We start from the raw sequence: 19,857 nt of genomic DNA on the forward strand, positions 1-19,857 counted from the left end.
CCAGAACCGCTTCACCTCGGTCGTGGCCAACCTGCAGACCTCGTCGGAAAACCTGTCCTCCTCGCGCAGCCGCATCAAGGACACCGACTTCGCCAAGGAAACCGCCGAGCTGACCCGCACCCAGATCCTGCAGCAGGCCGGCACGGCCATGCTGGCCCAGGCCAACCAGGTGCCGCAGGGCGTGCTCAGCCTGCTGCGCTGATCCACGGCAAGAAGGCGCCGCTACCGTCGAAGTGAATCGACGGTAGCGGCAACCTGGAAGCCATGGTGCTCGAAGGCGCGGGCCATGCCCGGCCCGGGAAACCTCCCGAACCGGCTCGGCATCGCCCGCTCCTGCGGACCTCTCTTTCAGCGCTGTACCTTTGACTGTACGTACCGGGCGGCTTCGTCTCCCCCCGATTGTCAGTAGCCTGATCCCTCCCCTGCATTGGGGGAGGGCTTTTTGCAGACCCCCGGCAGCCTGCGGTGAATGTCCCCGCACCCTGCCCCAACCCTCCTGCAATCTGCGTGCCAGAACCTGCGCCAGACCATTGGCACGGCGCATGCATCAACGAAGTCCTCAAGACCCAGCGGCGCAGGCCGCTATTTTCGTTGACGACGGGCCGCCGCACGACGGCCAGGCCCGGATACCAGGAGAAACGACGTGGCAGACTTTGGATACGGTGGCATTGGCTCGGGGCTGGACATTTCCAGCATCGTCAACCAGCTGGTCGCAGCTGACCGCAAGCCCGCCGACAATGCGCTGAACCTGCAGCAGTCCAAGGCCAAGATGCAGCTGTCGTCGATCGGCACCGTTACGGCGGCCTTCGACAAGCTGAAGACCGCGCTGACGGCCCTCAAGGCCACGACGGCCTTCGATACCCGCACCGTCACCGCCACCGGCAAGGCCGGTCCGAACAATGCAGATGATGTGCTGACGGCGTCGGTCGCGTTGTACGACGTGGGCACGACCAAGGCAGCGGCCTCCAACGGCACGCACCAGGTGGAGGTGAAATCCCTCGCCACGGCACACAAGCTGATCGCCGATACCTCGGTGCCCAAGACCGACACCTTCGGTGCCGGAACCTTGACGCTGACCGTTGGCGTGGGCGACAAGGCCAAGACCATGAACGTGACGGTGGAGGACGGCGACACGCTGACCACCATCCGCAACAAGATCGATGCCGCCGGGCGCAAGGAAGGCGTGCAGGCCACGCTTATCAGCTCGGGCGACAACCAGTATCTGTCGATCGCCCAGGAAAAGACCGGTGCCGCCAACGCGATCAAGCTGGAGTATGCAGGCAGCGACCCGAAGCTGGGTGCACTGGTAGGCAGCCTGAAAGAAAACACGGCCGCTGCGGACGCCGAACTGACCATCGACGGCGTCAAAGTGGTCAGTGCCAGCAATACGGTGACCGATGCGGTACCGGGCCTGACCCTGAACCTGAAGGTTCCCGGCAAGAGTACCGTGGTGATCAGCACCGACACGGCCGCAGCGACCAAGGTCATGCAGGAATTCGTGACCGCCTACAACGCGGCGATCGCGGCGATCAACTCGGAGACCAAATACGACGCCAAGACCAAGGAAGCCGCCACCCTGACGGGTGACGCGCAGATGCGCGGCGCCTCCAGCCAGCTGCGTTCGATGATGTCGAGCGTGTTGAAGGAGCTCTCGGCCGACGGCCTGGATCCGAAGGTGCTGGGCCTGCAGACCCGCGGTTATCCCAACGCCGACGGCAGCCTCGTTCTCGATACCACCAAGTTTGCCGCCGCACTGGCCAGCCAGCCTGAGAAGATCCGCTCGGCCATCACCGGCGACACCGGCGGTGCTGGCACCCTGTACACCATGGTCGACGGCTATGTCAGCACCACCGTCGGCAAGGAAGGGGCGTTCGTCGCCCGCACCAAGGGCCTGAACACCACGCTGGACAACATCGACAAGCGCCGCAAGGACCTCGACACGCGCATGAAGAACGTCGAGGAACGCTACAAGAAGCAGTTCCTGGCGCTCGACAGCCTGATGGGCAAGCTGCAGCAGAGCAACACCGCACTGCAGCAGCAGCTGGCACAGCTGAACCGCTAAAGGACGGCGTGCAACGCTCAAGTTTGGCGTGGTTCGCACCGATAACGGACGCAACAGCAATCAACGCCGCACCGCCGGCCACGGTCCCCACGACCACCCGACGGCACCCAGCGCAAGGAGAATCACGAATGTACGGTTCCAGCCGTCAATATGCCGAGCAGTACCGCCAGGTGGGAGTGACCAGTGCGGTTGCCGACGCCGATCCGCACAAGCTGGTGGCGATGCTGCTGGCGGGCGCGCTGGAGCGCGTACGCCGTGCCCAGGCCAGTCTTGAGCGTGGCGACCAGGCCGGAAAGGGCAAGGCGATCGGCGAAGTCTGCGCGATTGTCGGCCACCTCAACGGCTCGCTGGATCACGAAGCCGGCGGCGAGATCGCCGGCAATCTGTCGGCACTGTACGACTACGTGTTGCAGCGCCTGACCGAGGCCAACCTGCACAACGACCGTGCCGCGCTGGATGAATCGCTGCAGTTGCTGGGCGAGATCGACAGCGCCTGGAACGCGATCCCGCACGAGCAGCGCCGGCCGGCGGCGGTGGCGCCATGAGCCTGCACGAACTGCACGCCCAGCTGGATGCCTTCGAGAAGGCCCTGGGCGAAGAGTCCCTCGACCAGGCCGACAGCCTGCTCGATGGCCACGACAGCACGCTGCATGCGCTGCTCAGCCAGCCGCTGGCCGCCACCGACCACGCACCGCTGGCTGCGCTGTTCGATCGCCAGCAGAATCTGCTCGGCCTGCTGCGCCAGCGCCGTGATGCGGTGGCAGCACTGATGAATGACGGCCAGCGTTCCCTTCGCGCAGCGCATGCCTACCTGCAGGCAGAATCGCTGGCATGACCCAATTGCCGACCACGTCGCTGCACCACCCGGCTGAAAGCGAGCTGTTCGACGAGACGCTCAGCTGCGAGCTGGCCCTGCCGGCCGAGTTCCAGGCAGGCAGCGCGGCCGGTCGCACCAGCAGCGCCGAAGGCCTGCTGCGCAGCCTGGCGCTGGTTGAAGACAGCCGCGTTGACGAACATGACGACCGCAATGAGGCCAGCCTGCAGTTGCAGCGGCTGGAGGCCAAGCTGGATCTGGCGATGGTGCTGCTCGGCCGGCTGGTACGCCAGCAGGGCCAGGAACTGACCCTGCGCCCCGTGCGCTGGTCGCGCCGCGGCATCCGCCTGCAGCTGGGCCCACGCAGTGGCGCCAGCCCCGGCCAGGCCGGCGTGGTGCGCCTGCAGCCCAGCGATTGGCTGCCCGACCATATCGACCTGCCGGTGGAAGTGATCGCCGAAGCGGCGGACGGTGGCGGCGGTCACTACCTGTGGCTGCGTTTCCAGCGTCTTGGCGATGGCCTTGAGATGGCAATGGAGCGGCACTTGTTCCGCCTGCACCGCCGCCAGGTGGCCGAGGCGCGCCGCGCCCGCTGAAACCTGCCACCATCACGCTTTGCGGGCAAGCCTTGGCGCGCCCGTTCAGCTAAGTTAAGGTGGACTCCCCTACACGGATCTGTTGCGTGCCTGTGCGAGTTCTCATCGTCGACGATCACACCCTCGTCCGCGCCGGCCTGGCGCGGCTGCTGCAGGGGTTTGCCGACGTGCAGCTTGTTGCCGAGGCCAGCAACGCCGAGCAGGCACTGCAGCTGGCCCTGCAGCACGCACCGGATGTGGTGCTGATGGACCTCTCGCTGCCGGGCCGCACCGGCCTGGAAGCACTCAGCGACATCCGCCTGCGCGCGCCCGGTACCCGGGTGGTGATGATGACCATGCACGACGATGCCGCTCACGTGCGCGATGCGCTGGATCGGGGCGCGGTCGGGTTCGTGGTCAAGGATGCAGCACCGCAGGAGTTGGAACTGGCGCTGCGCGCCGCGCACGCCGGCCAGGTGTTCCTGAGCCCGCAGATCTCCGCCAAGATGCTGGCACCGATGCTGGGCCGCGAGAAGCCCACCGGCATCGCCGCGCTGTCGCCGCGCCAGCGCGAGATCCTGCGCCGCATCGGCAAGGGTGAGAGCAACAAGGAAATCGCCGCCGACCTCGGCATCAGCGTCAAGACGGTGGAGACTCACCGCGCACGCATGATGGAATCGCTCGGCTGCCGCCGCGCCAACGATCTGCTGCTGCTGGCCGCGCGCCACCAGCACGAGCTGGAGTAAGCGCCAGCCTCGGCGTGACGAAGCGATGGCTGGGTGGAGTGGGCTGTTGGTAGAGTCGACTGCCAGTCGACTTGCGCGCGAAGCGCGGGACTTTCCTTGGTCTGATCGGAGAGCAGTCGACTGACAGTCGACTCTACCGGTGATCGTCTCTATCGACAGCCGACGCAGCCAACCCGCACCCAGCGACGAATTCCCGTCGCCCTGACACTCCCCGACAGGAATCCGTACACGGCGCAGCCCGATCAACCCTGGCCTTGCACCGGAAATCAGCAACTTAGCAGCGATCATCGTCAACAATCCGCGTCGATGTAGGGAATACCCCTACACCCTGTCAGGACATTCACCAAGCCCCTCAGGAACCCCCTGATTCCGCCCCCGCCGGATCAAAAGCAAGATGCGTTCCACAAGGCGCCGGGGAGCGGCGCCGGGGAACCACGATGAAGGCTGCACTCTCGACCCAGCTGGGCCAACAACTTCACCTCACCCCGCAGTTGCTGCAGTCGATCCGGCTGCTGCAACTCGACGGCCTGCACCTGGAGCAGGAAATCCAGCGCCTGCTGGACTCCAACCCGCTGCTCGAAATCGAAGAGGCCGAAGCGCCTGCCGCCGACGCCACCGAGGCCAGCGCGACCACGCTGGAAACCGCCGCGTTCGACGAGTTGCCCGAGTCTTCGATGTGGGACGTGGTCGGCGCCAGCTGGCAAGACGGCGACGACGACCGCATGGCGCGCATCGCCGCCGGCGAATCGACCGACCCGCAGCTGCGTGTGCTTCAGCGCCTGTCGCTGGACATGGACGACCGCGAACTGGCGGTGGCCGCGTTCTGGCTCGATCACTGCGACGAGGCCGGCTACCTGCAGGCACCGCTGGACCAGCTGCAGTTGCTTGCCAGCGCCCAGTTCGATATCGCCGCCAACGGCGTCGAGGCCATCCGCCAGCAGCTGCTGCACGGTGAGCCCGCCGGCATGGCTGCACAGGACCTGCGCGAAGGCCTGCAGGCGCAGCTGCGCAGCCTGCATGGCGCGGTTCCCGCCCGCCACCTGGCTACCCGCATTCTCGACGGCGCACTCGAAGCACTGGCCGCACACGACTACCCCGCCCTCGCCCGCCTGCACGACGCCGAGATCGACGACGTGCGCGAAGCCGTGCGCCTGATCCTGTCGCTGCAGCCGCGCCCGGGCGACAACCTGCTGCCCGAACGCAATGCCGTGGTGGTACCGGACGTGGTCGCCTGGCACGCCGACGGCCAGTGGAAAGTCGCCCTCAACCCGGCCACCAGCCGCCGGGTCTCGATCAACAGCCAGTACGAACAGGCCTTGGCCGAGACCAGCGAGGCCGCACCGGCACTGCGCGAAATGCTGCAGGAAGCGCGCTGGTTCAGCCGCGGCCTGTCGATGCGCTACGACACCCTGCTGCGCACCGCGCGGGTGATCGTCGAGCGCCAGGCCGCGTTCCTGGTGCGTGGCGAAGAGGCCATGGCGCCGCTGACCCTGAAGGAAGTGGCCGAGGAAATCGGCATGCACGAGTCCACCGTCTCGCGCATCACCACCGGCAAGTTCCTGCAGACCCCGCGCGGCACCTTCGAACTGAAGCACTTCTTCGCCGTGCGCCTGGAAGGCGCCAGCGTCTCCGGCCAGGCCGTGAAGGCCATGGTCCGCCGCCTGATCGACGCCGAACCGGCCGGCCGCCCGCTGGCCGACGAGGCCATTGCCGGCCTGCTGTCGCGCCAGGGGGTAAACATTGCCCGCCGAACCGTCGCAAAATACCGAGAACAACTGGATATCGCCCCGGCCCGCGAACGGCGCCGGCTCAGCGCCAGGCAACCCCAGCTGGCCCGGGTGGGCTGAAAAGGATGTTGGACATGAACAAGCTCACGGTCCTGCTGGTCGATGACCACGAGGGCTTCATCAACGCGGCGATGCGCCATTTCCGCAAGATCGACTGGCTGCAGATCGTCGGCAGCGCCGGCAACGGCCTGGAAGCGATCGAGCGCTCGGAAACGCTGCGCCCGCAGGTGGTGCTGATGGATCTGGCCATGCCGGAAATGGGGGGGCTGCAGGCCACCCGCCTGATCAAGTCGCAGGACGACGCACCGTACATCGTGATCGCCAGCCATTTCGACGACGCCGAGCACCGCGAACACGCGCTGCGCGCCGGCGCCGACAACTTTGTCAGCAAGCTGTCCTACATCCAGGAAGTCATGCCGATCCTGGAAGGCCTCAGGGAGGAACAGTCGTGAGCGAATCGCGCATCCTGGTGCTGGACAACGACGCCGTGCGCGCGGAGCGCACCGTTGCCCTGCTGGAATTCATGGACTTCAACCCGCGCTGGGTGTCCGACGCAGCCGACTTCGACCTGGGTCGCCAGCGCCAGAACGACTGGATGGCCGTGATCGTCGGCAGCCTGGACGACAGCCCCGCCAGCACCGCGCTATATCACTGGCTGGGCGGCAGCAGCCTGCCGCCGCCGGTACTGCTGGCCGACGGTGATGCCGCTGCGTTCGCGCAGCAGCACGGCCTGCACGAAGCCAACATCTGGCCGCTGGAAACGCCACTGCGCCATGCGCAGATGGAAGCCCTGCTGCGCCGCGCCAGCCTCAAGCGCCTGGACGCCGAGCACCAGGCCGGTGCCGCGCAGGATCAAGGCCCGACCGGCAACGGCCCGGCGGTGACTGCGTTGCGTACCATGATCGAGCAGGTCGCCGCGTTCGATACCACCGTACTGGTGCTGGGCGAATCCGGTACCGGCAAGGAAGTCGTGTCGCGTGCGATCCACCAGCGCTCGCCGCGCCGTGATGGCCCGTTCGTGGCGATCAACTGCGGCGCCATTCCGCCGGACCTGCTGGAAAGCGAACTGTTCGGCCACGAAAAGGGTGCGTTCACCGGCGCACTGACCGCGCGCAAGGGCCGTTTCGAAATGGCCGAAGGCGGCACCCTGCTGCTCGACGAGATCGGCGACATGAGCCTGCCGATGCAGGTGAAGCTGCTGCGCGTGCTGCAGGAACGCAGCTTCGAGCGCGTCGGTGGCAACCAGACCATCCGCTGCAACGTGCGTGTCGTGGCCGCGACCCACCGCGACCTGGAGACCCGCATCGCCGAGGGCAAGTTCCGCGAGGATCTGTTCTACCGCCTCAACGTGTTCCCGATCGAAGTGCCCGCGTTGCGCGAGCGCCGTGAGGACCTGCCGGCGCTGGTGGAAACCATCGCCGCGCAGCTGGCCCGCACCGGCCGTGGCGAAGTGCGCTTCACTCCCGAAGCGCTGCAGGCGCTGTCCAGCTACGAATGGCCAGGCAACGTGCGCGAGCTGACCAACCTGGTCGAGCGCCTGGCGGTGCTGCATCCGGGCGGTTCAGTACGCGTGCAGGACCTGCCGGCCCGCTACCGTGGCGATGCCGCACTGGCAGCGGTGGCTGCACCGGCACCGGCAGCTACGGTTGCCAACGAAGAACGCCTGGACCTGCGCAGCTTCTCGTTCCACACCCCAGGCAGCGGCAACCAGCCGGCGCTGGAGCACGGCATCGCCGTCAATCGCCCGGCGGCACCGGCCGCCCTGCCCGACGAAGGCATGGACCTGCGCAACCACATGGCCAGCATCGAACTGGGCCTGATCAACGAAGCACTGGAACGCACCCAGGGCGTGGTTGCCCACGCCGCCCAGCTGCTCGGCCTGCGCCGCACCACCCTGGTCGAAAAGCTGCGCAAGTACGGCATCGAACGCGAGCAGGCCGAACTGGCCGGCTGAAGCGCGCTGTCAGCATGAAGGGGGCACGAACGCCTGGGCTTGCCCAGGCGTTGGTGTTTTTGGCGCCGCTGCACGACGTCAGTAGATCCACGCCATGTGTGGATAGAGACCGTGGCCGCGCGCTGACAACGCCGCGCATTTGCACAAGCTCCTACAGACAACGTTGCCGCGTTCCGGAGGATGGAGTGAGACCTCCCAACGAGGCTCCACCATGCATCGCCTCACCCTGCTCGCCGCCCTGCTCTGCCCCGGCATTGCCGCCGCCACCGGCTGCACCCTGCCCAATCCAGATGACTGAAAGCCACCCAGCCGGTCCCGCCTACTACACCCTCCTGCTGACCTGCCAGACAGACCGCCAGGGCCCTTTCATCTACACCCAGCACGACGGCCCCATCGCCCCGCGCCAGCGCCAGAATTCCGGCCGATGGACCCTGCAGCCCTAGGCCAGAAAACCGACGCCGGTTAAATGGCGCCACGACCGGAGTCAGAGCCGGTTGCGTTGCAACCGGATCCGACCCCGTGCCGACCAACGGTCGGCACCCACCACCATCAGAAGCACCATCAGCAGCAGGTTCCAACAGATCGCGGCCAACTGTCGAAGGCGGGGTGGGTCCGGTTGCGGGGGCGTGAGCGCCATGGATGGCGCGACCGAGCCTACAGGGACGTATTCACGGCGTCCCCCGCAACCGGACCCACCCCGCCACCCCACGGATAGCCCGATTTTGACGTTGATGTTGACGTCGCGTCGGCGGGTGCAGGGCGCAGCCCTGCCACCAAACACCCACACCCTCACGTCACTGAATCGAAAACCGGTTTCGGCACGGCACTTGCACTGGCTCCAGCAGACAACCCCATCCCTGTTTCTGGAACCGTTGCAGATGTCCCACTCCGTCACTTCGATCCTTTCGCAGATCCGCTCCTATCAGACCCAGATGGGACAGCCGGCGCTCAACCCGCTGGGCGAAACGCCGCGCAGCAACGCCCTGCCGGGCACGGTGCTCGATGCACCGCAGGCCCAGCCGGCCAGCTTCACCGAAACCCTGCGTGGTGCGATTGCCGGCGTCAACGATGCGCAACAGAAATCCGGCGCCCTCGCCAAGGCCTTCGAAATGGGCGACCCCAGCGCCGACCTGGCCAAGGTGATGGTCGCCTCGCAGCAGTCCCAGATCGCCTTCCGCGCCACCGTGGAAGTTCGCAACCGTCTCGTCCAGGCTTACCAGGACGTGATGAACATGCCGCTGTAAGGAATAGAGACGCATGGCACTGACGCTCTCCAAGGACAGCCTGAACGCCGAAAAGGCCGGGCAATGGTTCGACCGCCTGCAGAGTCTGCAGATCACCCGTCGGCTGGGCCTGATGGCGATGATCGCGGTGGCGGTGGCGGCAGGCCTGTCCGTGTTCTTCTGGTCGCAGAAGCCGGGCATGGTCCCGCTGTACACCGGCCTGGACCAGAAGGCGACCGCTGAAGCGACCGACCTGCTGCGCGCCGCGCAGATTCCGTTCGCACTCGACCCGGCCACCGGTGGCATCACCGTGCCGGAAAAGAACCTGCACGACGCGCGCCTGAAGCTGGCCGGCTCCGGCCTGACCGACAGCGGCAAGCTCGGCTTCGAGCTGATGGAGCGCGACCCGGGCTTCGGCGTCAGCCAGTTCGTCGAAAGCGCGCGCTACCAGCATGCGCTGGAAACCGAGCTGTCGCGCACCATCAACACGCTGCGCCCGGTGCGCGATTCGCGCGTGCACCTGGCCATTCCCAAGCCCAGCGCCTTCACCCGCCAGCGTGACGTGGCCAGCGCCTCGGTGACCCTGGAACTGCGTGGCGGCCAGCAGCTGGAACGCAGCCAGGTGGACGCCATCGTGCACATGGTCGCGGCCAGCATCCCGGATCTCGCCCCGGAACGGGTGACCGTGGTCGACCAGAGCGGGCGCATGCTCAGCGTCAGCGACCCGAACAGTGAGGCGGCGGTCAACGCTGCCCAGTTCGAACAGGTGCGCCGCCAGGAAACCTCGTTCAACCAGCGCATCCGCGAGCTGCTGGAACCAATGACCGGCCCCGGCCGCGTCAACCCGGAAGTGAGCGTGGACATGGATTTCTCGGTAACCGAGGAAGCCCGTGAGCTCTACAACGGTGAACCGCAGAAGCTGCGCAGCGAGCAGATGAGCGAGAACACCACCAGCACCCCGGGCCCGCAGGGCGTGCCGGGCGCGACCAGCAACAGCCCGCCGGGCCAGCAGGCCGCGCCGGCCACCGCGCAGGCGCCGACCGAAAGCAGCAAGAACGCCACCCGCAACTACGAGCTGGACCGCACCCTGCAGCACACCCGTCAGCCGGCGGGCCGCATCAAGCGCGTCTCGGTGGCGGTCCTGGTGGACAACGTGCCGCGCGCCGGCGCCAACGGCAAGGTCAGCCCGCAGCCGCTGTCGGCCGCCGAATTGACCCGCGTCGAGGCACTGGTCAAGCAGGCCGTCGGTTTCAATGCCGAGCGTGGCGATACCGTGTCGGTGATGAACGCCCCGTTCGTGCGTGATACCACGCCGGTCGAAGGCCCGGCCTGGTGGGAGCTGCCGTGGGTGCACGATGCCGGCCGCATGCTGCTGGGCGCCGTGGTGGTGCTGGCATTGCTGTTCGGCGTGCTGCGCCCGGCATTGCGTGCGATCACCGGCCAGAACAGGAAGAACGACGAACAGGCACTGGAACCGCACACCGCGGACGTGCAGCTGGTCGATGACGATGGCATGCCGCTGCCGGCGCTGGGCGCCGACCGGGCCAGCCTGGGCGGGCCGGATGCACTGGCCCTGCCGGTGGATTCATATGAGGAACGACTGCGGATGGCGCGTGAAGCCGTGAAGACCGACTCCAAGCGCGTGGCCCAGGTGGTCAAGGGCTGGGTGGCCAATGACTGAGGCACAACTGACCGGCGTGCAGCGCGCGGCCGTGCTGCTGCTGTCCCTGGGTGAGCTGGACGCGGCCGAAGTGCTGCGCCACATGGAACCCAAGGAAGTGCAGAAGATCGGCATCGCCATGGCCACCATGACCGACATCACCCGCGAGCAGGTGGAACGGGTAATGGACCAGTTCGGCCAGGAGCTGGGCTCGAAGACCTCGCTGGGCGTGGGTTCGGACGACTACATCCGCAACATGCTGGTGCAGGCGCTGGGCAGCGAGAAGGCTGGCAACCTGATCGACCGCATCCTGCTGGGCCGCAACACCACCGGCCTGGACGCGCTGAAATGGATGGACCCGCGTGCGGTGGCCGACCTGGTGCGCAACGAGCACCCGCAGATCATCGCCATCGTGATGGCGCACCTGGAAACCGACCAGGCCGCCGACGCGCTGAAGCTGCTGCCGGACCGTACCCGCGTGGACGTGCTGCTGCGCATCGCCACCCTCGACGGCATTCCGCCGAACGCACTCAATGAACTCAACGAGATCATGGAGCGCCAGTTCGCCGGCAACCAGAACCTGAAATCGTCCAACATCGGTGGCGTGCAGTGCGCGGCCAACATCCTGAACTTCATGGACAGCGGCCAGGATCAGGCCATCCTGGGCGAGATCGCCCGCATCGATGCGCCGCTGAGCAACCGCATCCAGGACCTGATGTTCGTGTTCGACGATCTGGTCGACCTGGATGACCGCGAGATGCAGCTTGTGCTGCGCGAAGTGAGCGGCGAGCGCCTGGGCCTGGCCCTGCGCGGCGCCGACATCAAGGTGCGCGACAAGATCACCCGCAACATGTCGCAGCGCGCGGCCGAGATTCTGCTGGAAGACATGGAGGCCCGTGGACCGGTGCGCCTGTCCGACGTGGAAGGCGCCCAGCGCGAGATCCTGGCCATCGTCAAGCGCATGGCCGATGAAGGCACCGTCACCATCGGCGGCAGCGCGGAGGCCATGCTGTGAGCAACGTCGTGCGCTGGCTTGCCCCGGACCTGCTGGCCCAGCCCGAACCGGCGCTGGAGCAGGAGGATGCATTCGAACTCACCGAGCCGGACCCGGAGCATGAACCCGAGCCACCGCTGCAGCTGCCGACGCTGGAGGAAATCCAGGCGATACAGGACAGCGCCGAGAAGGAAGGCTTCCAGCACGGCCATGCCGAAGGCTACGGCCAGGGCCAGGCCGAAGTGCGTCGCCTCGCCGCGCAGATCGAAGGCATCCTCGACAACTTCAGCCGACCGCTGGTGCGGCTGGAAAACGAAGTGGTCGGCGCGCTCGGCGAGCTGGCCGTACGCATCGCCGGTGCGCTGGTCGGCCGTGCCTACGAAGCTGAGCCGGCACTGCTGGCACAGCTGGTCGGTGAGGCGATCGACGCGGTGGGTGGCAGCACCCGCGAGGTCGAAGTGCGGCTGCACCCGGACGACATCGCCGCGCTCGCCCCGCTGTTGAGCCTGCCGCCACAGCAACGCCTGGTGCCGGATACCAGTCTCAGCCGCGGCGATCTTCGCGTGCACGCCGAAGCGGTGCGCATCGACGGCACCCTGGAAGCGCGCCTGCGCGGCGCGCTGGACGCGGTGATCCGCCAGACCGGAGCCAATACATGAATCCCGATCCGCAGCCGACGCCGCCACCGGCCGACTGGGCCATGGCCCGCAACCTGCGCCTGGCCCGTCGGCTCGACGGCCTGCGCGTGGATACCGCCCATGGCCGTGGCCTGATCCGCGAAGGCGTGCTGCGCCGCGCGGTCGGACTGACCCTGGAAGCGGTCGGCTGCGAAGCGCCGCTGGGTGCCAGCTGCAAGGTGGAAGTGGTCGATGGTGGCTGGGTCGATGCCGAAGTGGTCGGCTTCGCCGGCGAGCGCACTTACCTGATGCCGAGCGCGGAACTGCACGGCCTGCTGCCCAATGCGCGGGTGGTGCCGTCCGCACGCCGTGGCGGCGTTGAAGTGGGCGAAGGCCTGCTCGGCCGCGTCATCGACAGCGACGGCGTGCCGCTGGACGGCAAGGGCCCGATCCGCGCCGAGGGCCGTGTCGGCATGGCCGGCGTGTCGATCAATCCGCTGGCACGTGAACCGATCACCCAGCCGCTGGACGTGGGCGTGCGTGCGATCAACGCGCTGCTGCCGATCGGCCGCGGCCAGCGTGTCGGCCTGTTCGCTGGTTCTGGCGTCGGTAAGTCGACGCTGCTGGGCATGATGACCCGCTACACCGCCGCCGACGTGATCGTGGTCGGCCTGATCGGTGAACGTGGCCGCGAAGTCCGCGATTTCGTCGAGACCACGCTGGGCGAAGAAGGACTGCGCCGCGCCGTGGTGGTGGCCAGCCCCGCCGACCGACCGCCACTGGCGCGCCTGCACGGCGCCTACCGTGCCACCGCCATCGCCGAATGGTTCCGCGACCAGGGCCTGAACGTGCTGCTGCTGATGGACTCACTGACCCGCTTCGCCCAGGCGCAGCGCGAGATCGGCCTGTCGGTCGGCGAGCCGCCGACCACCCGCGGTTACCCACCGTCGGTGTTCGCCAAGCTGCCGGCACTGGTCGAACGCGCCGGCAACGGCGCCAAGGGCCGTGGCTCGATCACCGCGTTCTATACGGTGCTGACCGAAGGCGATGATCCGCAGGATCCGATCGCCGATGCAGCGCGCGCGATCCTCGACGGCCACATCCTGCTCTCGCGGCGCGTGGCCGACAGCGGCCTCTACCCGGCCATCGACGTCGAATCGTCGGTCAGCCGTGTGGTCACTGAAATCGCCGACGAGCCGTGGCGCCTGCGCATCCGCAAGTTGAAGCGACTGGTCTCGGCCTACTCGGCCAACCGCGACCTGATCGCCATCGGTGCCTACCAGCGCGGCAACGACGCGGCCACCGACGAAGCCCTGGAACGCTGGCCGGAAATCATGGAGTTCCTCGGCCAGGACGTTGCCAAGGCCGCAGATCTCCCGCACAGCCAGGCGGCGCTGCAGCGCCTGGTGGAACAAGAGAGTTAAGCCATGAACCAGTCCAAGCGCATCGATCCCCTGCTGAAGCGGGCCCAGGAACACGAGGACGCAGTGGCCCGCGATCTGGCCGAACGCCAGCGCGTGCTCGATACCCATCTGTCGCGACTGGACGAACTGCGCCGCTACGCCGAGGAGTATGCGAATGCGCAGATGGCTGCGACCAGCCCGGCGCAGCTGCTGAACCGGCGCGCGTTTCTCGACCGCCTCGACAGTGCGGTCGAACAGCAGCAGGCCACGGTCAATGGCAACCGCGAGAAGGTGGAAGCCGAGCGCGCCCGGCTGATCCTGGCCAGCCGTGACAAGGCCGTGCTGGAACAGCTGGCGGCCAGCTACCGGGCGCAGGAGAAAGTGGTCACCGACCGCCGCGACCAGCGCGAGATGGACGACATCGGTGCGCGCCGTGCGCGTCTGGTGCAGGCCGAAGACCAGGATGGCACCGAGCAGGGAGGCCGCCCGTGATGCCCGCCCCACTCGCCAGCAGCGCCAACGCGCAGGCACAGACTGCCGGCGGCGCCGCAGCGCGCACGCCACGCAGCGAGGCCAGCAAGGATTTCAGCCAGCTGTTGCAGGGCGGCGCGCCGGACGCGCTCGCCGGCGCCGCTACGTCACCGCCCACCTCGGCACCGAAGCCGCAGACGAGCGCCGATGGAAATGGCCAGGCGCCGGAGGAACGCAGCATGGATGCGGCGGCGACGGGAAACGAGACGTCGCCCTTGCCGCCGCAAACTCCGCCTGCGGGTGATCGGGCGACGGACAAGGACACGCCGGTGGCCACCGAGGACGCGCCGTGGCCGCCGCTGGGCCTGGCCGGCCTGGTCCTGGCGATGCCGGCCCCCTCCGATCCTGCCGCCACTGCTCCTGCTGCAACGGGTGCGGGCGCGGCGCTGCCGGCCACTGCCGGACCGGGACTGCCTGCCCCGACGCCGACCCCGGCGCCGGGCGCAGCCATCGCATCGATGGCTGACAGCACGCCCCCGGCCGCCAGCGCCGGCGATGCCACGACCCTGCCACTACCGGAGACGGTCCTGCCCGGCAGCAAGCACGGCGACCGCGACAGCAACGACGTGACCGCGATCGGCGACCGTAGCGCTACCCCATTCCTGCACGCCCCGGCCCCGGCGGTCCTGCAGGACCTCAAGGCTGCGCTCGCCACCGGCACTGCGGTCTTCAACGGCGAACCGACGCCCAGGCCCGTGTTCGGCGACGATGGTTTCGACCAGGCCATTGGCGCGCGCCTGGGCTGGCTGGCCGACCAGAAGATCGGCCATGCCCACATCCGCCTGAGTCCGGACGACATGGGCCCGGTCGACGTGCGCCTGCAGTTGAACGGCGACAAGGTGCACGCCAGCTTCAGCAGCCCGCATGTGGACGTGCGCCAGGCACTGGAAAGCAGCCTGCCACGCCTGCGCGAACTTCTCGGCGAACAGGGCTTCCAGCTGGCCCACGCCGATGTCGGCCAGCAGGCCCCTGGGGGTGACGGCAATGCGTCGGGGCGGCCCGGTGGCGGCGGTCTGCCCGGCGACGGAGAACCGACGCCGGGCGATGGCAGCGTGTCGTCGGCGCAGCTGATCCGCCAGCGCGGATTGCTGGACGCTTACGCCTGACAGGCGTGCCAACCAAGGTTGGCAGCCACCAGAGCGATGCGGCTGGCATCCCGACGGAATTCCGTCGCCCCCCGCTGCCCCGGCTCCGGCACACCCCTTGCATATCCCGGTGAAGCAACCCTCAGGAGCTTCACCCCGTGGCCGCAGCCGCTGACAAAACCAAGAAGACCGCCGAGAAGGACAAGGCCGCCAAGCCGCGTAGTCCGATCCTGATCACCGCACTGGTGGCCGTACTGGCCGCCGCTGCCGCCGGTGGCGGCGTCTGGTTCTTCACCCAGTCCAAGCACGAAGAGAAGACCGCGCAGGCCCCGAAGAAGGCCAGCACTCCGGCACCGGCGCAGTACTTCGCGCTGGACCCCGCGTTCGTGGTCAACCTCAACGGCCCGGTCGACGGCCCGCGCTACCTGCAGCTGGAAGTGCAGCTGATGACCCGCGACCCGACCGCGCTGGAAGCGATCAAGACCCATGCCCCCGCCATCCGCGCACGCCTGCTGATGCTGTTCTCGCAGGTCAGCCCGGACCAGATCGCCGATGTCGCCGGCAAGCAGAAGCTGCAGGCCGCTTCGCTGGCCGAAGTGCAGAAAGTGCTCAAGGCCGAGACCGGCAGCAACGGCGCCGACGATCTGCTGTTCACCAGCTTCGTGACCCAGTAAGGGCCCACCGATGAATGACCTGCTGTCCCAGGACGAGATTGATGCCCTGCTCCACGGCGTGGACAGTGGTGCGGTCGAGACCGATCCGGAACCGCCATCAGGCGAGGCGCGTTCGTACGACTTCGCCAGCCAGGACCGCATCATCCGTGGTCGCATGCCGACCCTGGAAATGGTCCACGAGCGCTTCGCGCGGCTGTGGCGGATCGGCCTGTTCAATCTGATCCGCCGTTCGGCCGAACTGTCGGTGCGCGGCATCGAGCTGATCAAGTTCAACGACTACATGCACTCGCTGTATGTGCCGACCAACCTGAACCTGATCCGCTTCAAGCCGCTGCGCGGTACCGGCCTGATCGTGTTCGAACCGACCCTGGTGTTCGCCATCGTCGACAACTTCTTCGGCGGCGACGGGCGCTACCCCACCCGCATCGAAGGCCGCGAGTTCACCGCCACCGAAATGCGGGTGATCCACCTGCTGCTGAAGCAGACCTTCGCCGACCTTCGCGAAGCCTGGGCACCGGTGATGGATGTCGACTTCGAGTACATCAACTCGGAAATCAACCCGCACTTCGCCAACATCGTGACGCCGCGCGAGTACGTGGTGGTGTGCCGCCTGCACGTCGAGCTCGACGGCGGTGGCGGCGACATCCACGTGACCCTGCCGTACTCGATGCTGGAGCCGATCCGCGAGCTGCTCGACGCCGGCATCCAGAGCGACCGCAATGACCGCGACGAGAGCTGGGGCCAGACCCTGCGCGAACAGCTCAACATCGCCGAGGTGACCCTGTCCAGCGTACTGGCCAGCAAGCGCATGACCCTGCGCGACCTGACCCAGCTGAAGGTCGGCGACATCCTGCCGATCGAACTCAGCCCGCAGGTGCCGCTGTGCGTGGAGAACATTCCCGTGTTCACCGGCGAGTTCGGCATCGCCAACGGCATGAACGCCGTGAAGATAACCGCTACCCATCCGCCGGGCACCCGCCCGCGCGCACCCGTCATCCAGGAAGACCCGCAATGAACGATATCGACGCCCTCGAACCGACCCCGGCCCAGTTCAGCAGCCTGCAGGCCGATGAGGCGAACGGTCCTGACCTGAACCTGGACGTGATCCTGGACGTGCCGGTGACCCTGTCGCTGGAAGTCGGTCGCGCCCGCCTGCCGATCCGCAACCTGCTACAGCTCAACCAGGGTTCGGTGGTGGAACTGGAACGCGGCGCCGGCGAATCGCTGGATGTGTTCGTCAACGGCACCCTGATCGCCCATGGCGAAGTCGTGGTGATCAATGACCGCTTCGGCGTGCGCCTGACCGATGTGGTCAGCCCGAGCGAGCGGATCCGGAGACTGCGTTGAGCCTGCTGGCCTCCACCCTGCTGGCGGTCGGCAAGACCGCCGCCCCGGTTGGCCCGCAGGTCGGCCAGCATGCGGCCGCCGCACCCAGCCTGTTCGGTGCGGTGCTGGCGCTGCTGGCCGTGCTGGCCCTGGTCGTCGGCCTGGGCTGGTTGCTCAAGCGCATGCCCGGCAGCGGCTTCCGCCCGGCCGAAGGCATGAAGCTGGTGGCCAGCCTCAGTGTCGGCGCCAAGGAACGCGTGGTGGTGGTCGAGGTCAATGGCCAGCAACTGCTGCTGGGCGTCACCGCCGGCGGCATCAACACCCTGCATACCCTGCCCGAACCGCTGCCGCCGCCGGCACCGGTGCGCGTGCCGGACTTCAAGAACCTGCCGAATTTCGCCCAGCTGCTACAGCAGCGGCTGCGCAAGGACCCCTGACATGCGTGTCACCCGTACCCGTCTTGCCACCCTGATGCCGTGGCTGCTGATGCTTGCCCTGTGCCTGTTGCCGGCACTGGCCTTCGCCGCCCCGGGCGCCCCGACCACGCCGCTGCCGGACATCAACGTGGGCAAAATCGGCGGTGCGCCGGTCAGCCTGCCGCTGCAGACCCTGCTGCTGATGACGGCGATCACCCTGATCCCGTCGATGCTGCTGGTGCTGACCTCGTTCACCCGCATCATCATCGTGCTGGGCCTGCTGCGCCAGGCATTGGGCACCGGCCAGTCGCCGTCCAACCAGGTGCTGCTGGGTCTGGCGCTGTTCCTGACCGCAATGATCATGCTGCCGACCTGGGACAAGGCCTGGAGCACCGGCATGGCGCCCTATCTCAATGGCGAGATCGACTTCCAGACCGCCTGGACGCTGACCACCTCGCCGCTGCGCGCCTTCATGCTAGCGCAGATCCGCGAGACCGACCTGATGACCTTCGCCGGCATCGCCGGGCACGGCACCTACGCCAGCCCCGATGCGATTCCGTTCCCGGTGCTGGTCGCCTCGTTCGTCACCAGCGAACTGAAGACCGCCTTCGAAATCGGATTCCTGATCTTCATCCCGTTCGTGATCATCGACCTGGTCGTGGCCAGCGTGCTGATGTCGATGGGCATGATGATGCTGTCGCCGATGCTGGTGTCGGCACCGTTCAAGATCCTGCTGTTCGTGCTGGTGGATGGCTGGGTGCTGACCGTGGGCACGTTGGCGGCGAGCTTCAATCCGGCGTGATCGAAAGGCAGTCGAGCCTGGCTCGACTCTACATAAGCAGATGGAATCCGAATGTCTCCCGAACTTGCCTTGACCGAACTGCGTGGCGGCCTGATCACCGTATTGTGGGTGGCTGGCCCGCTGCTGCTCACCGTGCTGGTGGTGGGCGTGGTGGTGGGCGTGGTGCAGGCCGCGACCCAGCTCAATGAACCGACCATCGCCTTCGTTGCCAAGGCGGCGGCGCTGACCGCGGTGCTGTTCGCGCTGGGCAGCCTGCTGATCGGCTACCTGGTGGAGTTCACCACGCTGCTGTTCCAGCGCATTCCACACCTGATCGGCTAGGACACACGCTTCGATGGACGCCGCCACCCAGATGGCAGCCGACGGCCTGCAGGCCTTCGGCATGATCGGCACCGTGCTGTGGACCATGCTGCGCATCGGTGCCGTGGCCATGGCCATGCCGATGGTCGGCACCCGTGCCGTTCCCGCGCGGGTGCGCGTCGTGCTGGCCGGGACCCTGGCCATCGCGCTGGCGCCGCTGCTGCCGCCAGTACCGGACTGGACGGGCTTCGATGCCGCCACGGTCCTGACCATCGCCCGCGAACTGGCCATCGGCGTGTCCATCGGCTTCCTGCTACGGCTGGTGTTCGAGGCCGGGGCGATGGCCGGCGAACTGATTGCCCAGGGCACCGGCCTGGCCTTCGCGCAGATGAGTGACCCACTGCGTGGCGGCACCTCGGGCGTGATCGGCCAGTGGTTCTATCTGCTGTTCGGCCTGCTGTTCTTCACCGCCAACGGGCACCTGGCGCTGATCTCACTGGTGGTGGACAGCTACCGGGCGCTGCCGATCGGCGCGCCGCTGCCCGACCCGCACGCCTTCTTCAGCATCGCCCCGACCTTCCTGCTGACCGTACTGCGCGGCGCATTGACCCTGGCGATCCCGCTGACCGTGGCGATGCTGGCAGTGAATCTGGCGTTCGGCGTGCTGGCCCGTGCGGCCCCGGCACTGAACCCGATCCAGCTGGGCCTGCCGGTCTCACTGCTGCTGGGCCTGTTCCTGCTGGCGTTGCTGGCCGGGGAAATGGGCCCGCCGGTACAGCGCCTGTTCGACGCCGCCATCCAGGCTGCGGACGCGGTCACACACTGAACTGATCATCACGTTTTACTGCTTGCCATGCCTTTGTTTCTGTAGAGCCGAGCCCATGCTCG

At 67.4% G+C, this 19,857-nt stretch carries 23 protein-coding genes; all 23 read left to right on the top strand.

Translation table 11 applies throughout. The features are described 5' to 3' along the window. The coding region (locus AC5P8C_RS19575) for a flagellin (protein ID WP_495219269.1) at positions 1-202 on the top strand (202 nt) is incomplete at its 5' end. Between the two features lie 441 nt (positions 203-643). Beyond that, positions 644-2,062, top strand: a complete 1,419-nt coding sequence (gene fliD / locus AC5P8C_RS19580; RefSeq protein ID WP_019659611.1) for a flagellar filament capping protein FliD — start codon at positions 644-646, stop codon at positions 2,060-2,062. A gap of 128 nt (positions 2,063-2,190) precedes the next feature. Then, complete coding sequence (gene fliS, locus AC5P8C_RS19585; RefSeq protein ID WP_019336597.1) at positions 2,191-2,607, top strand: flagellar export chaperone FliS; 417 nt, start codon at positions 2,191-2,193, stop codon at positions 2,605-2,607. Continuing rightward, positions 2,604-2,897, top strand: a complete 294-nt coding sequence (locus AC5P8C_RS19590; RefSeq protein WP_021201752.1) for a hypothetical protein — start codon at positions 2,604-2,606, stop codon at positions 2,895-2,897. Before fliS ends, AC5P8C_RS19590 begins: the two co-directional genes overlap by 4 nt. Continuing rightward, the gene (locus AC5P8C_RS19595) at positions 2,894-3,472 is read left to right on the top strand and encodes a PilZ domain-containing protein (RefSeq protein WP_019659609.1); all 579 of its coding nucleotides are present in this window, start codon (positions 2,894-2,896) and stop codon (positions 3,470-3,472) included. The genes AC5P8C_RS19590 and AC5P8C_RS19595 overlap by 4 nt, the downstream gene beginning before the upstream one ends. A 92-nt stretch (positions 3,473-3,564) precedes the next feature. Beyond that, the gene (locus AC5P8C_RS19600) at positions 3,565-4,197 is read left to right on the top strand and encodes a response regulator (RefSeq protein WP_005413261.1); all 633 of its coding nucleotides are present in this window, start codon (positions 3,565-3,567) and stop codon (positions 4,195-4,197) included. Positions 4,198-4,634: 437 nt separating this feature from the next. Continuing rightward, the gene (gene rpoN / locus AC5P8C_RS19605) at positions 4,635-6,044 is read left to right on the top strand and encodes an RNA polymerase factor sigma-54 (protein WP_495219270.1); all 1,410 of its coding nucleotides are present in this window, start codon (positions 4,635-4,637) and stop codon (positions 6,042-6,044) included. 14 nt (positions 6,045-6,058) lie between these two features. Next, positions 6,059-6,436 (top strand): response regulator, encoded by a 378-nt coding sequence (locus AC5P8C_RS19610; protein ID WP_005409556.1) that lies wholly within the window; start codon positions 6,059-6,061, stop codon positions 6,434-6,436. Further along, positions 6,433-7,938: a sigma-54 dependent transcriptional regulator gene (locus tag AC5P8C_RS19615; protein ID WP_495219271.1), complete on the top strand. Its 1,506-nt coding sequence runs from the start codon at positions 6,433-6,435 to the stop codon at positions 7,936-7,938. Before AC5P8C_RS19610 ends, AC5P8C_RS19615 begins: the two co-directional genes overlap by 4 nt. A gap of 878 nt (positions 7,939-8,816) precedes the next feature. Beyond that, positions 8,817-9,182, top strand: a complete 366-nt coding sequence (fliE, locus tag AC5P8C_RS19620) for a flagellar hook-basal body complex protein FliE (protein ID WP_005409552.1) — start codon at positions 8,817-8,819, stop codon at positions 9,180-9,182. A gap of 13 nt (positions 9,183-9,195) precedes the next feature. Further along, positions 9,196-10,842: a flagellar basal-body MS-ring/collar protein FliF gene (fliF, locus tag AC5P8C_RS19625; protein WP_010485928.1), complete on the top strand. Its 1,647-nt coding sequence runs from the start codon at positions 9,196-9,198 to the stop codon at positions 10,840-10,842. A gap of 7 nt (positions 10,843-10,849) precedes the next feature. Next, positions 10,850-11,836 (top strand): flagellar motor switch protein FliG, encoded by a 987-nt coding sequence (fliG, locus tag AC5P8C_RS19630; protein WP_024958226.1) that lies wholly within the window; start codon positions 10,850-10,852, stop codon positions 11,834-11,836. After that, entirely contained in the window at positions 11,833-12,474 is a 642-nt protein-coding gene (locus AC5P8C_RS19635) for a FliH/SctL family protein (protein ID WP_021203864.1), read from the top strand. The genes fliG and AC5P8C_RS19635 overlap by 4 nt, the downstream gene beginning before the upstream one ends. Then, positions 12,471-13,856, top strand: a complete 1,386-nt coding sequence (locus tag AC5P8C_RS19640; RefSeq protein ID WP_495219272.1) for a FliI/YscN family ATPase — start codon at positions 12,471-12,473, stop codon at positions 13,854-13,856. The genes AC5P8C_RS19635 and AC5P8C_RS19640 overlap by 4 nt, the downstream gene beginning before the upstream one ends. A 3-nt stretch (positions 13,857-13,859) precedes the next feature. Beyond that, entirely contained in the window at positions 13,860-14,327 is a 468-nt protein-coding gene (fliJ, locus tag AC5P8C_RS19645; RefSeq protein ID WP_021203862.1) for a flagellar export protein FliJ, read from the top strand. Further along, positions 14,327-15,472, top strand: a complete 1,146-nt coding sequence (locus tag AC5P8C_RS19650; protein ID WP_495219273.1) for a flagellar hook-length control protein FliK — start codon at positions 14,327-14,329, stop codon at positions 15,470-15,472. The genes fliJ and AC5P8C_RS19650 overlap by 1 nt, the downstream gene beginning before the upstream one ends. Before the next feature lie 137 nt (positions 15,473-15,609). Continuing rightward, a complete protein-coding gene (locus AC5P8C_RS19655; protein ID WP_043395554.1) occupies positions 15,610-16,125 on the top strand; it encodes a flagellar basal body-associated FliL family protein in 516 nt (171 codons plus the stop codon). Between the two features lie 10 nt (positions 16,126-16,135). Further along, positions 16,136-17,140 carry a flagellar motor switch protein FliM gene (gene fliM / locus AC5P8C_RS19660; RefSeq protein ID WP_010482429.1) on the top strand — a complete coding sequence of 335 codons (1,005 nt, stop codon included), beginning with the start codon at positions 16,136-16,138 and terminating at the stop codon, positions 17,138-17,140. After that, positions 17,137-17,472, top strand: coding sequence for a flagellar motor switch protein FliN (gene fliN, locus AC5P8C_RS19665; RefSeq protein ID WP_005409543.1), 336 nt, complete (start codon positions 17,137-17,139; stop codon positions 17,470-17,472). The genes fliM and fliN overlap by 4 nt, the downstream gene beginning before the upstream one ends. Continuing rightward, positions 17,469-17,888, top strand: a complete 420-nt coding sequence (gene fliO / locus AC5P8C_RS19670) for a flagellar biosynthetic protein FliO (protein WP_010482437.1) — start codon at positions 17,469-17,471, stop codon at positions 17,886-17,888. Before fliN ends, fliO begins: the two co-directional genes overlap by 4 nt. 1 nt (position 17,889) lies before the next feature. After that, the gene (gene fliP, locus AC5P8C_RS19675) at positions 17,890-18,669 is read left to right on the top strand and encodes a flagellar type III secretion system pore protein FliP (protein ID WP_495219275.1); all 780 of its coding nucleotides are present in this window, start codon (positions 17,890-17,892) and stop codon (positions 18,667-18,669) included. 51 nt (positions 18,670-18,720) lie between these two features. After that, positions 18,721-18,990, top strand: coding sequence for a flagellar biosynthetic protein FliQ (locus tag AC5P8C_RS19680; RefSeq protein ID WP_495219277.1), 270 nt, complete (start codon positions 18,721-18,723; stop codon positions 18,988-18,990). Between the two features lie 13 nt (positions 18,991-19,003). After that, a complete protein-coding gene (gene fliR / locus AC5P8C_RS19685) occupies positions 19,004-19,795 on the top strand; it encodes a flagellar biosynthetic protein FliR (RefSeq protein WP_057504317.1) in 792 nt (263 codons plus the stop codon). Positions 19,796-19,857: the final 62 nt, after the last annotated feature.

The sequence above is a fragment of the Stenotrophomonas sp. YJH_SMC_46 genome (genome assembly GCF_059370315.1).

Coding starts and splice junctions, on each gene's coding strand:
- fliS (WP_019336597.1), top strand. CDS start 2,191: ATGTACGGTTCCAGCCGTCAATATGCCGAGCAGTACCGCCAGGTGGGA.
- AC5P8C_RS19590 (WP_021201752.1), top strand. CDS start 2,604: ATGAGCCTGCACGAACTGCACGCCCAGCTGGATGCCTTCGAGAAGGCC.
- AC5P8C_RS19595 (WP_019659609.1), top strand. CDS start 2,894: ATGACCCAATTGCCGACCACGTCGCTGCACCACCCGGCTGAAAGCGAG.
- rpoN (WP_495219270.1), top strand. CDS start 4,635: ATGAAGGCTGCACTCTCGACCCAGCTGGGCCAACAACTTCACCTCACC.
- AC5P8C_RS19610 (WP_005409556.1), top strand. CDS start 6,059: ATGAACAAGCTCACGGTCCTGCTGGTCGATGACCACGAGGGCTTCATC.
- fliE (WP_005409552.1), top strand. CDS start 8,817: ATGTCCCACTCCGTCACTTCGATCCTTTCGCAGATCCGCTCCTATCAG.
- fliF (WP_010485928.1), top strand. CDS start 9,196: ATGGCACTGACGCTCTCCAAGGACAGCCTGAACGCCGAAAAGGCCGGG.
- AC5P8C_RS19640 (WP_495219272.1), top strand. CDS start 12,471: ATGAATCCCGATCCGCAGCCGACGCCGCCACCGGCCGACTGGGCCATG.
- fliJ (WP_021203862.1), top strand. CDS start 13,860: ATGAACCAGTCCAAGCGCATCGATCCCCTGCTGAAGCGGGCCCAGGAA.
- AC5P8C_RS19650 (WP_495219273.1), top strand. CDS start 14,327: ATGCCCGCCCCACTCGCCAGCAGCGCCAACGCGCAGGCACAGACTGCC.
- fliM (WP_010482429.1), top strand. CDS start 16,136: ATGAATGACCTGCTGTCCCAGGACGAGATTGATGCCCTGCTCCACGGC.
- fliN (WP_005409543.1), top strand. CDS start 17,137: ATGAACGATATCGACGCCCTCGAACCGACCCCGGCCCAGTTCAGCAGC.
- fliP (WP_495219275.1), top strand. CDS start 17,890: ATGCGTGTCACCCGTACCCGTCTTGCCACCCTGATGCCGTGGCTGCTG.
- AC5P8C_RS19680 (WP_495219277.1), top strand. CDS start 18,721: ATGTCTCCCGAACTTGCCTTGACCGAACTGCGTGGCGGCCTGATCACC.
- fliR (WP_057504317.1), top strand. CDS start 19,004: ATGGACGCCGCCACCCAGATGGCAGCCGACGGCCTGCAGGCCTTCGGC.